Annotated in this window: 10 protein-coding genes; 7 read left to right on the forward strand and 3 right to left on the reverse strand. The window is 46.1% G+C overall.

All coding sequences use genetic code 11. The features are described 5' to 3' along the window. Positions 1-43: 43 nt before the first annotated feature. Positions 44-412: a histidine triad nucleotide-binding protein gene (locus AC27G9_RS06795; RefSeq protein ID WP_487072398.1), complete on the forward strand. Its 369-nt coding sequence runs from the start codon at positions 44-46 to the stop codon at positions 410-412. Between the two features lie 245 nt (positions 413-657). Then, a complete protein-coding gene (locus AC27G9_RS06800; protein ID WP_487072400.1) occupies positions 658-1,494 on the forward strand; it encodes an HDOD domain-containing protein in 837 nt (278 codons plus the stop codon). 103 nt (positions 1,495-1,597) lie between these two features. On the opposite strand, the gene AC27G9_RS06805 is transcribed toward AC27G9_RS06800, so the two are convergent. After that, a complete protein-coding gene (locus tag AC27G9_RS06805; RefSeq protein ID WP_487072402.1) occupies positions 1,598-2,749 on the reverse strand; it encodes a benzoate/H(+) symporter BenE family transporter in 1,152 nt (383 codons plus the stop codon). A gap of 112 nt (positions 2,750-2,861) precedes the next feature. On the opposite strand from AC27G9_RS06805, the gene AC27G9_RS06810 reads away from it, so the two are divergent. Beyond that, complete coding sequence (locus AC27G9_RS06810; protein WP_487072404.1) at positions 2,862-3,395, forward strand: helix-turn-helix domain-containing protein; 534 nt, start codon at positions 2,862-2,864, stop codon at positions 3,393-3,395. 88 nt (positions 3,396-3,483) lie between these two features. Here AC27G9_RS06810 and rdgC read toward each other — a convergent pair whose 3' ends face one another. Together rdgC and AC27G9_RS06820 are read right to left on the reverse strand one after the other, a co-directional pair. Further along, positions 3,484-4,389 (reverse strand): recombination-associated protein RdgC, encoded by a 906-nt coding sequence (rdgC, locus tag AC27G9_RS06815; protein ID WP_487072406.1) that lies wholly within the window; start codon positions 4,387-4,389, stop codon positions 3,484-3,486. A 118-nt stretch (positions 4,390-4,507) separates the two neighbouring features. Further along, positions 4,508-6,256 (reverse strand): sensor histidine kinase, encoded by a 1,749-nt coding sequence (locus AC27G9_RS06820; RefSeq protein ID WP_487072408.1) that lies wholly within the window; start codon positions 6,254-6,256, stop codon positions 4,508-4,510. Positions 6,257-6,602: 346 nt separating this feature from the next. Here AC27G9_RS06820 and phoB point away from each other — a divergent pair, with 346 nt between their 5' ends. The 4 genes from phoB to AC27G9_RS06840 all read left to right on the forward strand — a co-directional run bounded on the left by phoB (position 6,603) and on the right by AC27G9_RS06840 (position 14,176). Continuing rightward, complete coding sequence (gene phoB / locus AC27G9_RS06825) at positions 6,603-7,292, forward strand: phosphate regulon transcriptional regulator PhoB (protein WP_487072410.1); 690 nt, start codon at positions 6,603-6,605, stop codon at positions 7,290-7,292. Positions 7,293-7,365: 73 nt separating this feature from the next. Beyond that, the gene (phoR, locus tag AC27G9_RS06830; RefSeq protein WP_487073637.1) at positions 7,366-8,661 is read left to right on the forward strand and encodes a phosphate regulon sensor histidine kinase PhoR; all 1,296 of its coding nucleotides are present in this window, start codon (positions 7,366-7,368) and stop codon (positions 8,659-8,661) included. Between the two features lie 2 nt (positions 8,662-8,663). Further along, on the forward strand, positions 8,664-9,611 hold the full coding sequence (locus tag AC27G9_RS06835) for a PstS family phosphate ABC transporter substrate-binding protein (protein WP_487072412.1): 948 nt from the start codon (positions 8,664-8,666) through the stop codon (positions 9,609-9,611). 311 nt (positions 9,612-9,922) lie between these two features. Beyond that, entirely contained in the window at positions 9,923-14,176 is a 4,254-nt protein-coding gene (locus tag AC27G9_RS06840; protein WP_487072414.1) for a hypothetical protein, read from the forward strand. Positions 14,177-14,207 lie beyond the last annotated feature (31 nt).

Consider the following 14,207-nt stretch of genomic DNA (forward strand, 5'->3'; position numbering starts at 1 on the left):
GAACCCCGTTCCCTTGTATCCAAATTGCGTAAAAGGAAGAACTGTGTCAGAGACTATTTTTACTAAAATCATCAATAAAGAAATTCCAGCGGACATCTTGTACGAAGACGATCAAGCATTGGCATTTCGCGATATTAACCCTCAAGCACCGGTGCACTTTCTGGTCATTCCCAAAAAAGCGATCGCAACTATCAATGATATTGCCTCAGAGGATAAAGAGGTTGTTGGCCACTTGTACTGGGTTGCAGCCAAATTAGCGGCGGATATGGGATTTGCGCAAGACGGTTACCGCACCGTAATGAATTGCAATCAGCACGGTGGGCAAACCGTTTATCATATTCATCTTCACGTCCTAGGTGGTAAAGCGCTCGGCTGGCCTCCCTACAGCGACACATTGAAGACTGGCGAGTAATTCAGTTATTTCATTCTATACTGGTAAGAGCTCATAAAGAAAGACACCCTGAGTACTCATGAATTACCATAAACATGAGGCGAATCAATAAAATCCAATAAGTTTGAGTGCAGATTTTTGATTTCGCTGATATATTGATTAGTAGGGGCCGAGTTATACCAATTGTGCCTGCATACATTGCGAATTGATTCATCGCTGGATTAGCGGCTACTGACTATCGGTAGTGGAAAAGAAAAGGTAGGAATATGTCTACACAGAACGCGCTGTTGACCATCTTAGTAGAAAAAATAAATAACGATACGCTGGTTTTACCCACTTTACCTGCAATTGCCTTAAAAGTCAGAAAAGCGGCAGACGATCCGGACATCAACCTAAATGCAATGGGTGATGTCATTGCACAAGACCCATCACTCAGTGCAAGAATGATTAAAATCGCTAACAGCGCTTACATGGGTCGTGCTGTTAAGGTTAACTCGATAAACCAAGCTGTTACACGAATTGGCTTACGTCAGATTAAGAACATTTCGACAGCATTGGCGATGGAGCAACTGTTTGTATCTAAAAATGACATCGTCAGTGATTATCTCAAGAAGGAATGGGCTAACACTGTGAATGTAGTGGCTAATTCTATGGCTACGATGCAGAACTATGTATCGCGTACTAAGAAACGCGAATTGAGCTTGGATACTATGACGTTGGCAGCACTTGTATACAACATTGGGGTCTTGCCAATTTTGACTGAAGCAGAACGTCATTCAGAAGTGTTTGCCAGCCCAAGTTTCTTGGAAGATGCCATCACCAAGTTATCTGGCCGAATCGGCGGTAAGATAATGCGAGAGTGGGGCTTTAGCGATGATTTTGTTGCCATTTCAGAAAACTGGAGAGACTTGTCTGTTCTTCCTGAAGCTACGTCATACCTAGATTTTGTCAGAGTAGGAGCAGCGTTGTCTGGTCAAAATGATGGGCAAAAAGATGCCGTGTTCAATCTTGCGATTCAGCGTGGTGTGATTGATGATATTAAAGAGCTGACTTCTGACGACTTTAGCGAGATGCGCGAGTCTGCTCGCCAAATCTTCGCTTAATACTCTTGCTATTAAGATAACTAAAAGCCCACCGATAGGTGGGCTTTTTCTTTGGTTTTCATAAATTGAATGTAATGGTGAGTCTTTTTCTTCGTGTATATTTTTAACGCTTTCTACTATTTACTACTATGAATATGGTGCCTAGTAGCAATCCCCATATGGCTGCACCAATACCAAAAAGGCTGATACCAGAAGCACAGCACAAGAAGGTCAGTAACGCGCCGAATCGATGTTCTTCTTTTTGCATCATTGCAAGCACATTGGCTTGAAGTGTTGGCAGTAATGCAAAGCCAGCTAAAAACACAGTCAGGTAATGAGGAATATGTTCAAAAAGGCTCACCACGCTACCGCCAAAGACGCCGAGTAGTAGGTAACCTACACCAGCGCAAATGCCTGCCCAATACCTTTTACTCGGATCGTCCCCGGCTTCTTTACCCATACATAATGCAGCAGTAATTGCCGCTAAGTTGAATGTGAACCCACCAAGTGGCGCAGTAACGGTTTGTAAGGCAGAGGGCACACTAATGGCAATACGACTAGACGGACGGTAATTGTGGCTGTGTAAAATAGCAATGCCAGGTAAGTTCTGTGACAGCATAGTGACTAAATACAAAGGCACTGACAATGCCAAGGTGGATTGCAACGACCAAGAGGGAGCCATCCACGTTAGCGTTGGCGCCTGCCATTCCAGTTGATTGAAACTGCCGCCGAAAAACGCCAAGCCCAGCGCTAACATCAGTAGTACTAACATGGTGTAGCGCGGAATCAGGTAGGAAGTCACTAGATAAACGATGAAAAATATGACGAGATAGACAAGTTGTGCTTCTGCCTGTGCAAAAATCGCGACACAAAACGGCATGAGAATACCTGCCAACATAGCGGTCGCTAAGCTGTGAGGAATACTTTCGAGCATTTTTACGCAGGTTTTAAATTGCATCGTCAACATCGCCATAAGGCCGGCAATAACACATGCTCCAATGGTCTCACCGAGGGTGTAATCTTGTACATTTGCTATCAAAAAAGCGGCACCGGGCGTTGACCAAGCAGTAACGACAGGCATTTTGAAAAACCAAGATAAACCAATGCACGTCACGCCCATACCCAGTCCGAGCATGACTAACCAACTGATAATTTGTTCAGGAGAGGCACCTGCCGCTCTCGCCGTCTCCATCACTAATACAACCGCACTGCTATAGCCTACGATGACTGCAGCTGTGCCTGCGGCGATATGACTGAGTTTTAATGGTAATGTCACTAGTATTCCCTTTGAGGTGAATTGAAGGCCAAAACAGGATAAACTTGGATTGTGCGCTATAACGTACAAATTGACTATAACACTGTGCGTTATAACGCACAATGGAGAATTAATGGAAATGAAACCCGATGTCGGATCGGCATTGAAAGCGATACGACAGAGTAAAGGGCTCAGTCTAGACAAAGCGTCAAAGTTGACCGGCGTGTCTAAGGCGATGATGGGGCAAATAGAAAGGGGAGAATCCAGTCCGACCATTGCGACGGTTTGGAAACTTGCCACAGGTTTGGAATGTTCCTTTACGACGTTACTCGGTCCTCAACACGGGCCTTCATTTGGTGGTACTGAACAAGATCCTAAGATGAAAGTGATTACTCACTTTCCATTTGATAGCTCGACAGGGATAGAAGTCTTTGATGTAGTGCTAGAACAGTTTCACGAACAGCTATCGACGCCCCATCAGCCGGGAGTCATTGAGCATATTTACGTTAGAGAAGGCAAGTTATCGCTACTTGTCGATGAGCAGTGGATTCTTGTAGAGCCGGGTCAAACGCATAAGTTAAGTGCCGATAAACCCCATGGCTATCGAGATCTCGCTGGCAGAACCGTTTTTACCGATGTCATTTACTATCCTGAGCACAAGCGATAACTAGGGGACTAAAAAGCACGCAACGACCGGATATATCGATGCGCGCTGTGTAGATAAAAAGGAATAATGTGACGTTGCGCCTTTTCCGCTATTCCTGATCTAAATTCAAGGTGGTGCGCAGGTAAGACATCAATTCACAAAGTTCGGCCGACATTAATGCAAATTCTGCATCTAGCCTCGCAGCCACTTGGTCTTTGGGTACGTCTTCAACCTCTTCTTTGATGCGGTCGGCAAACTTGATGCGTTTGACCGAGCCATCTTCGGCAATAATTGCAGTGAGGTTCTCGGCATATTCAAATGCCACTTTTTGAACCAGTTTCCCTGAGTCCAGGTGCAACGCTATTTCTTCACTGTCTAGTGGCTGATTTTTGCATCGGATAATACTGGCATTTTCGTCTGTCGATTTGAACTCAGCTTCTTCAAGTAACACAATATTTTCGGGCGCTTTGTCGGTTAGCCAAGACGTCAGCTCTGCTTGCAAGCTGTGCCTCGCAAGTGGTACTACTGGAAGTGAGCCAATCGCTTTTCGTACCATGGCTAAAAACGCTTCCGCTTTGCCATCTGCAGACGCATCAACTAACACTAAGTTATCTGTCAGGCTGATAAAGCCGTGAGTAAATGTATTCTTTGTGAAAGCTTGGGGAAGTAAGCGGTGGATGATTTCTTGTTTGAGGTCTTGTTGGGCTTTTTTACCGACAGGTGAGCCTGTCTCTGCTTCAATATCCGCTACTTTTTCAGCCAATTCGCCATTGATGACAGATGCGGGCAAAATGCGCTCTTGTTTCTTCAATGTGATCCAATATCGGTCACCCACACGGTGAAACAACATGCCTGATTGGCCGGCCACAGATAGTGGAGATGCAAAGCCCATAGTGGCGGTTTCTTGACTACCACATGGTCTGAAACTGTGCTCTGACAGAGCCTGCTCGAGGTCATCATCGTGAAGAGAAAGAGGTTGTGTTAGTTGAAACGCTTTTACATTCTTAAACCACATGTATCTTTGGGTCCTACTGATAAATTGAACGGCGCAAGGCCAAATAAGAGGGCAAGACTACCAGTGGCTTAGTACAGGTGCAAATCCAGTTTGATAGCTATTGTAATATCTTTGGGCGCTAATCTCGATGTGGGAATCGGATATGATATTGAAGGCCTTTTCCAGGTTCACTTTGCGCTTCAATCTGCCCACTCAGTGTTTGAGTCACTAAGTTATACATGATGTGGGTACCAAGGCCGCTACCACCTTGGCCGCGTTTAGTGGTAAAGAATGCATCGAACAATTTCTCTAAGTGGTGACCGTCCATTCCTCGGCCATTATCACTGTAGTCCATGAAAATTTCGGCGCCTTCCTTCTTCACGTTTAAGACAATCTTGCCGTCTTTCATACTTTCAAAGCCGTGCACAAGAGAGTTCATGATCATGTTTGTTGTAATCTGTGCAATGACGCCAGGAGCACAGCGAATTTCTAGATCATCGGGGCAAGTAATTTCAACAGTATGCTTGGTCTGTTTGAAGCTAGGTTTCAGCGACTGCAGAATTTCGTGCAAGTAGGTATTGAGGTTAAATACGCGCTCTGCCTCACTCGTCTGGTCGACAGCGACTTGTTTGAAGCTCGCAATCAATTCTGAAGCACGGTGCAGGTTACTCAACAATAAAATAGTAGTTTGCTCGGCCTCTTCGATAAAGTTAGCCATGGTTTTATTGGTGAGCGCTTTGTCCTCATACGCAGCGTGAAGTGTTTTTATGCGCTCTTGTAAGAAGCTGGCGGCTGTCACGCCGACACCCAGCGGCGTATTAACGTCATGGGCGATACCTGCGACTAATCCGCCGAGAGACGCCATGCGCTCTGATTCTAATAGTTGATCTTTTGCGATATTGAGCGTCTCCATAGATTTGGCGAGCTCATCATTGCGTTTGCGTAATTCGTCTTCAATGTATTGCCGATTTTCGTTTTCTTGCCTCAACTCACGTTGATTGGCAATCAACTCATCTTTTTGTTGCTCCAAGTCCAGCATGATTTGGCTCAAAGAAGCCGTTTTTTTCGCGACCTCTTGCTCGAGGATCAGGTTTTGATCATCGAGTTTGATGTTTGCCAGTTTCAGTTCGTCCTGAGTGCCGCGCAGTTTATTTTGCGACATGATCAAATCATCGATAACTTGATTGTAAGAAAACTGCAGCTGTTGCAGTTCGTTATCATCTTCAATCGTCACCATAATTTTTGAGTCTTCAGGGTGTTCGGCGTCGAACATACTCATTTGAGCCGTGAGCTCGGCTAAAGGCTCTGACAACATTCTTCTGAAAGCTGTCATGAAGAGGAAGACCAAAAACGCGGTTTTGACAATGGCATTACCAATCAGGAAGAAAATACCCACTTCGATACGGCCAAAGATGATGTCAAAACTTGAGTAAAGTGTAACGTCACCCACATTCGATGCGCGGCCAGAAAATTCAAATATGAGTGGGAAGCTATAGCCAAACACACCACCACTGTGGTCTTGTAATTTACCCGTGGTTATAGGGTTACACGTCAGAGCATTGTCAAGGGCAGGGTCTGGGATGGTTAACCCCAAATCCGCAATGTATTCACAATTTTCATCTCGTATTTGCACCCCTTCCACAATAGGCAATTCCATCAAGCCTTCAGCAATCGATATCGCTTGAGGAGTATTGAGCTCCCAAATTGCACGAGTAAGGCTGGTTGAAAAGGTGTTTTTTAAGGTTTGGAGTTCGTCTTCGATGTGGTTTTTGGTACTTAGGTATTCAGTGAAAATCTGGCCCACTGTGACTATGAGTGTGAGGACAAAGTAGACAGACAAAACACGCGTGAGCAGTTTTTTCGATAGTCCTGTCTTCACCGTTGCCATTATTTTTCACCCTGATCGCAAAATCTAAGCCTTATCAGCAAAGAATATGCGCAAACCCGTTAATAAACAAGCAAATTACCATCTGACTTAACGATTCCGTTACAATTGTCGTGAGATCTCGTAAAGATACTGATTTTTATTGAATGTTTGTTCAAGTTTTTGCGCTATAAATGCCTTTCGCGGATGGCAATAAAGTTTAAATCAAGAGAGGAATCACTGGTTTAGTGCAGCGAAACGACAGTGCTAAAACTTTCAAAAACTTGACACAAATATGTAATCGTTTTAATAAAAGTGTCACGTACCCCATGAATAATAGCGGCGTTTTGTTATGAGTAGGAATAAATCCATGTCACGAACTGTCTTATTAGTGGAAGATGAAGCGCCAATCAGGGAAATGCTGAAATTCGTGCTTGAGCAGTCTGGTTTCAACACGGTTGAAGCTGAAGACTATGATGTCGCGCAACAGTTGATTGCTGAACCATACCCAGATCTCATCCTGTTGGATTGGATGTTACCAGGTGGAAGCGGTGTGCAATTGGCAAAAAGCTTGAAACAACACGAGTTTACCCGTGATATTCCCGTTATTATGCTAACGGCGAGAGGCGAGGAAGAAGATAAAATTCGCGGGTTAGACGCGGGGGCTGACGATTATGTCACCAAACCTTTTTCTCCCAAAGAATTAGTCGCAAGAATCAAAGCGGTAATGCGCCGTACGACGCCAACCTCAAGTGAAGAGCCCATTGAATACAATGGCCTCAAGCTTGAACCTATTTCTCACCGAGTGATGGCGAACGATGAGCCGCTAGATATGGGGCCGACGGAATTTAAGCTGTTACACTTTTTCATGACCCACCCCGAGCGTGTATACAGTAGAGAGCTACTGTTAGATAATGTGTGGGGGACCAATGTGTACGTGGAAGATAGAACGGTAGATGTGCATATTCGCCGCTTGAGAAAGGCTATTTCGCGCCACGGTCACGATGCGATGGTACAAACTGTTCGCGGCGCGGGTTATCGGTTCTCGACTAAACTATAAACGTTTAGGCAACGCTCAATTTATTGTGATTTGCCGGGCTATCCCGGCATTTTTATTGGAAATTTTCAGCATCATGTATTACCCCTTTTCTTGGTTTAATAGTCTACTAAGAATACTGCTTTATTTGGCCGTATTTGCCATTATTGGGGTGTATCTCGACGATATGTTGTTTGCCATGTGCGCTGGCGCGGTGGTGTTGTTGGGGTTGAATTACTGGCAATTGTATCGACTCAATCGATGGTTGTGGCACAGTCGCAAGATGTCGCCCCCCCACGTCAAAGGCGTTTGGGAACACATCTACGAAGGGATTTACTACTTACAACGCCGCAATAGAAACAAACGAAAAGAATTAGGCGAATTAGTTAAGCGCTTTAGAGAAGGTTCTGAAGCACTGCCCGATGCCGCCGTTGTTGTCGATTCGAAGGCTGCAATTATTTGGTGTAACAGACTCGCGCGCTTGGAGTTAGGGCTAAGGTGGCCCGCTGATGCGGGGCGAAGGATTGACAATCTACTGCGTCATCCACAATTTATCGAATACTTTCATGCGGGTAACTTTAACTACCCCATTGAAGTGCCATCTCCTACGAACCCGAGCAAGACTTTCGAATATCGGATTATGCCCTATGGGGATGAGCATTTGTTGTTAATTGCCCGTGACGTGACTCGAGTGTCTCAACTCGAAGAAATGCGCAAAGACTTTGTGGCCAATGTATCTCATGAACTGCGCACGCCGCTCACGGTGATTAATGGATACCTCGAAATTTTGCCGATAGATGAGTCTAGTGACCCCTTTGCGGCTAAGGCGTTAGCGGAGATGGGCGCGCAAACTCAGCGTATGCAGAGTTTGATAGAAGATTTGCTAATCTTGTCTCGAATTGAAGCCAGTGCGGAACGTATTTACGAAAATATCGTTCCCATGAGTGCCATTCTGGCTCAAGTGAAAATGGAAGCCATGACACTCAATAAGGACAAAGGGCATAACATTACTTTCCATGTCGAAGACGATTTACGCGTGTTTGGTGTCGAAACCGAGCTCAGAAGTGCATGCTCCAACTTGGTTTTCAACGCGATTCACTACACGCCACCAGGCGGCAACATCGATGTATACTGGCGTCGAACTGCGACGGGCGCTAAATTTGCCGTTGTAGACGATGGAGATGGTATTGCTGAAAACCACATAGCGCGGCTTACCGAGCGGTTTTACCGCGTTGACAAAGCCAGATCGCGCAAAACCGGTGGATCAGGCCTAGGGCTCTCTATCGTTAAACACGTATTGAGCCACCATAACAGTCAACTGGATATTGCTAGTACGTTAGGCCAAGGAAGCCAGTTTTCTTTTGTACTCGCCAGCGAATTAATTGCGGAGTAAAGATGCGATTGTCTCAAATCACGGTATTGATTGTAGGTGTGCTGTGTGCGTTTATGAGCTATGCCGATTCACCCAGTTATGAGCGTCAACCCGGTGTCGCGGGTAAGATCACTTCCACAGGCTCTGATACCTTGGCCAATTTGATGACGTTTTGGTCTCAAGAATTCAGAGTATTGTATCCCCAGGTTAAATTTCAAATTCAAGCAGAAGGATCGTCGACAGCGCCGCCTGCGCTAACTGAAGGAACAGCGACAATTGGGCCTATGAGCCGAGAGCTAAAGCCCAGCGAAATCCAAGCATTTGTTAGGGCTCATGGTTACCCGCCTGTCGTGTTAAAAGTCGCATTAGATGCTATCGCGATCTTTGTCGACAGACGTAGCCCGTTACAGGGGTTAACCCTGTCGCAAATTGATGCGATCTTTTCCTCAACATTATACTGCGGTGAGGCTCAATCGATTACCCATTGGCGGCAGTTGGGTGTTGGCTCATCTCAGGGTAACTTGCCCATCAGATTGTTTGGGCGGAATTCAGTTTCCGGCACCTATGGCCTGTTTAAAGTGATGGCAATGTGTGACGGTGACTTCAAAACCACTATCAATGAACAGCCCGGTTCAGCGTCGGTAGTGTTGTCAGTCGCGTCGAGTAACGGCGCCATGGGATATGCAGCATTCGGTTACAAAACTGCGGGTGTGAGGGCGCTGCCAATCGGTGAAACGTTAGATAGCCTGATCCCTTTGACTATCGATTCAGTTAGAGAAGAGCGTTATCCTTTTTCCCGCTTTCTTTACATCGTAGTTAATAAATCACCTGACGAAGCCTTACCTGTATTAGAACGTGAGTTTTTGCGTTTTATCCTTTCCCAAGAAGGGCAAAGGTTGGTGCAACGAGATGGTTATTTCCCCATCCGAGATGACATGGTAAGCCGCCAGCGAAAAATGCTGGTGAATTAATCGGCAAAGCTCATGTTCGGTTATGCAGAGGCGGGCTCAATTGTCACAAACATGGCGCCTGTAAGCGTTTTGCTTGATTTCGACATGCTATTTTTTGCTATTTTTAATCACATACTGATACGTATATTTTTTACAAAATAACAATAAAATCATAGTGCTAGTGTGAATAGATGAGGTTTTAGTCTATTTGCGGTCTTCTTGTGTGAAACTTTTGTTACAACTTCTTCATGTAACAAATGTGTCATTTACCTTCGGTAATCTTCTCCCGTTTTTAAATCCATAATTATACCTATCTGCACTTGGAGAAACGAATGGACCTTAAGCACTTATTTAAAGCTTCAGCGATTGCAGCGGCGCTTACGCTTGCAGGCTGTGGTGGCGATATTAATATCAATGAAGGTAACGTTGATAACAGCCAAACAAACAGCAACAACACAACTGGCGACAACAACCAGCCAGGTTGCTGTAATTCTGGTGGCGGCGACAATGGCGGCGATAATGGCGGTGGTAGCACTGACCCAATCGGTTCAAACTTCAATCCTTCTGCTGATGCAGTTTCTCCTATCGATGCGGGTATAGCGACTGACGTATCTGCTGATTTCCCAGCAATCACTGACCGCCCGGTATACTTGCTTGCAAGCCCTCAAGCAAAAGCAGCTAAGTCTGACGTTACACTAACTCAAGAAATCAAACTAAGTAACGATGCATACTGGATTCTAGATGGTCGTGTTGCCGTTGGTAATGATAACGCCGACCAAACCACACTCTATGTGCAAGGCGGAACAACAATCGTCGGCCAAACGGGTGATGACTTCTTAGTGGTTCGTCGTGGTTCAAAAATTGAGGCAGTAGGTACTGCGCAAGCGCCAATTATCATGACGTCTATCCAAGACGTTACGGGTGAAGCGACTGGCATTGGCCAATGGGGTGGTTTAGTCATTCTTGGTAATGCGCCAGTTAACTTGTGTGACGCTGACGGTGATGATGCAACGTCTGATGAAGAGCTAGCATCTTGCGGTGTTTCTGCTGAAGGTAACGCTGGTCTTTACGGCGGCAACGACCCAGCTGACGATTCTGGTACGCTAAATTACGTTGTCGTGAAGCACGCGGGTAACGAAGTCGGTACTGGTGATGAGCTTAACGGTATTACATTCGCTGGTGTTGGTAACGGTACTGACGTTGACTACATTCAAGTGCATGAAAACCTAGATGACGGTATCGAATTCTTCGGTGGTACGGTTGACGTAAAACACGTTGTATTGACAGGTAACGGCGATGACAGCTTAGACTGGGCTTTCGGTTGGACAGGTCGTGCACAACACGTATACATCCAACATAACGATTCGATGGCTAACCGTGGTTTCGAGTCAGACAACTCTGAAGACCGTCCTCTTGCGCAAACTATCTCTGATCCTATGGTAGCTAACGTGACTATCGTGGGTTCTTCATTCGACGGTGATGACGATTCTGAAGGTGTATTGCTTCGCCACGGTACGCGTGGTCGTTTGCACAACTTCTTCATCACTGGCCCTGCAGGTATGGGCGAGTGTCTTGAAGTTGATAGTTTCGAAGCGACTGGCGCAAATGCCGACGACGAAACTCTTATCATGACTAACTCTGTTGTTGCTTGTGCGAATGGCGAAAACTTCAAAGGTAACGCTGGTTCTCAAACAACTGAAGCTTGGTTCCTTGGCCAAGATGGCAACATGGCATTTGAAGGCACAGACCAACTTGCTCTTGAGCTTGACGGTTACACGCCAACATCTAATTCTCCGCTAATCGGCGCGGGCATTGACCCTAGCACTGTAGATAGCTGGTTCGATTCTGCTGACTACATCGGTGCGTTTGACGGTCAAACTGACTGGACTGCTGGCTGGACTGTAGGTGTATTCACTGGTTTCCCTAGCGATGTTCAAAACGCGTTCGAACAGGGCCTTGCAACAGACGCTTCTTCTGATTTCCCTGAAATCACAGATAAGCCAGTATACCTACTAGGTGCCGATACTACGTTCACTGCTGACGTGACATTGACCAATGATGCACATTGGGTGTTGAATGGCCGTACTGCAGTTGGTAACGACAACACAGACAACGCGACGCTATTCATCGAAGAAGGCACAACTATCATCGGCCAGTCTGGTGATGATTTCTTAGTTGCACGCCGTGGTTCTAAAATTGAAGCACTAGGTGACGCATCTGCTCCAATCGTAATGACATCTGTACAAGATGTGACTGGCGAAACGACAGGTATTGGCCAATGGGGTGGTTTAGTATTACTGGGTAATGCACCTGTTAACTTATGTGACGCGAACGGTGACGATACGGTTTCTGATGAAGAAGCGGCTAACTGTGGTGTTTCTGCAGAAGGTAACGCTGGTCTTTACGGCGGCGGCAATGCAGCTGACGATTCAGGTACACTTCGCTATGTTGTGGTCAAGCATGCTGGTAACGAAGTCGGTACTGGTGATGAGCTAAATGGTATTACCTTCGCGGGTGTCGGTTCTGGTACCTCTGTTGACTACATCCAAGTTCACGAAAACCTTGATGACGGTGTTGAATTCTTCGGTGGTACGGTTGACGTACGCCACGTTGTTTTGACTGGTAATGGCGATGACAGCCTAGATTGGGCTTTCGGTTGGACTGGTCGCGCGCAATTTGTTTACATCCAGCACAATGAGTCTATGGCTAACCGTGGTTTCGAGTCTGATAACTCTGAAGACCGTCCAGCGGCAACGCCAGTGTCAAACCCAATGGTGTCTAACATCACTGTAGTGGGCTCTAACTTCGACGGTGATGATGATTCAGAAGGTGTATTGCTTCGTCACGGCACAGAAGCGCGTCTTCACAACGTTGTAATCACTGGTCCTGAGGGTATGGGTGAGTGTTTAGAAGTTGATGGTTTCCCAACAACTCAAGAAAACACAACTGATGGTTCACTTATCATCACGCATTCTGCGGTTGCGTGTGACAACGGTGAAAACTTCAAAGGTGACGCCGGTTCTCAAACTGTAGAAGCGTGGTTCTTGGGTCAAGATGGCAACATGGCATTCGACACTTCAGGTCCTCTTCTTCTTGCGGCTAACAACTATCAACCAGAAGCAGGTTCTCCTCTTCTTGGCGCTGGTATCGATGCGTCAACCGTTGATGGCTGGTTCTTCTCTACAGATTACATCGGTGCTTTCGACGGCGAGAGCGATTGGACTGCGGGTTGGACTGTTGGCGTAAATGGCGACTTCCCATCTGATGTTCAAAATGCATTTGAGCAAAACCTAGCAACTGATGTTTCTGCAGATTTCCCTGAAATCACAGATAAGCCAGTATACCTTCTAGGTGCAACTACGACGTTCACGGCTGATGCAGCGCTTACTAATGACGCTCACTGGGTATTGAATGGTCGTACCGCTGTTGGTAACGACAACGCCGATAATGCAACACTGTATATCGAAGCTGGTACAACTATCATCGGTCAAAGCGGTGATGACTTCCTAGTGTCTCGTCGTGGTTCAAAGATCGAAGCATTGGGTACAGCTGCTGCACCTATCATCATGACGTCTGTACAAGATGTTACTGGTGACACAACAGGTATTGGCCAATGGGGCGGCTTGGTTCTGCTAGGTAATGCACCTGTAAACTTGTGTGATGCTAATGGTGACGACATGGTTTCTGCTGATGAAGCAGCGTCATGTGGTGTGTCTGCAGAAGGTAACGCAGGTCTATATGGCGGCGCTGATGAACAAGACGATTCTGGTTCTCTTAAGTATGTCATCGTTAAGCACGCAGGTAACGAAGTTGGTACAGGCGACGAACTTAACGGTATTACGTTTGCTGGTGTTGGTTCTTCAACTTTCGTTGACTACATCCAAGTTCACGAGAACCTAGATGATGGTGTTGAGTTCTTCGGTGGAACTGTTGACGTACGCCACGTTGTACTTACAGGAAATGGCGACGATAGCCTAGACTGGGCATTTGGTTGGTCTGGTCGTGCACAACACGTTGTTATCAAGCACAACGAGTCAATGGCTAACCGTGGCTTTGAATCTGATAACTCAGAAGATCGTCCACTAGCAATGCCAGTTTCTAACCCGACTGTTGCGAACATCTCAATCATTGGTTCTAACTTCGATGGTGATGATGATTCAGAGGGCGTACTACTTCGCCACGGTACTCGCGGCGCAATCGCTAACCTAATGGTTACGGGCCCTGCTGGTATGGGCGAGTGTCTTGAACTAGATGGCTTCCAATCTACACAAGACAATGCCGTTGACGGCACGCTAAGTGTGACTTACTCATATGTAGCTTGTGACAACGATGAGAACTTCAAAGGTGATGCAGGTACACAAACTGTTGAACAGTGGTTCTTAGCACAGACTGGTAATGTTGCAGGTACGTCATCAGTATTAGAACTTGCGTCTAACGGTTACATGCCTCAAGCAACTTCACCTCTACTGGGTGCGGGCACAGACATGTCTGCTAACGATAGCTGGTTCGAATCAACAGACTACATTGGTGCATTCGGTACAACTGATTGGACTAATGGTTGGGTAACTGTCGGTCTTAACGACTAAAAATTACTCCATAAAACTTTAGTAGTAATAG

The sequence above is a fragment of the Alteromonas sp. 5NS40-0096 genome, from assembly GCF_057544385.1.

Coding starts and splice junctions, on each gene's coding strand:
- AC27G9_RS06835 (WP_487072412.1), top strand. CDS start 8,664: ATGCGATTGTCTCAAATCACGGTATTGATTGTAGGTGTGCTGTGTGCG.
- AC27G9_RS06810 (WP_487072404.1), top strand. CDS start 2,862: ATGGAAATGAAACCCGATGTCGGATCGGCATTGAAAGCGATACGACAG.
- phoR (WP_487073637.1), top strand. CDS start 7,366: ATGTATTACCCCTTTTCTTGGTTTAATAGTCTACTAAGAATACTGCTT.
- AC27G9_RS06840 (WP_487072414.1), top strand. CDS start 9,923: ATGGACCTTAAGCACTTATTTAAAGCTTCAGCGATTGCAGCGGCGCTT.
- rdgC (WP_487072406.1), bottom strand. CDS start 4,389: ATGTGGTTTAAGAATGTAAAAGCGTTTCAACTAACACAACCTCTTTCT.
- AC27G9_RS06800 (WP_487072400.1), top strand. CDS start 658: ATGTCTACACAGAACGCGCTGTTGACCATCTTAGTAGAAAAAATAAAT.
- AC27G9_RS06820 (WP_487072408.1), bottom strand. CDS start 6,256: ATGGCAACGGTGAAGACAGGACTATCGAAAAAACTGCTCACGCGTGTT.
- phoB (WP_487072410.1), top strand. CDS start 6,603: ATGTCACGAACTGTCTTATTAGTGGAAGATGAAGCGCCAATCAGGGAA.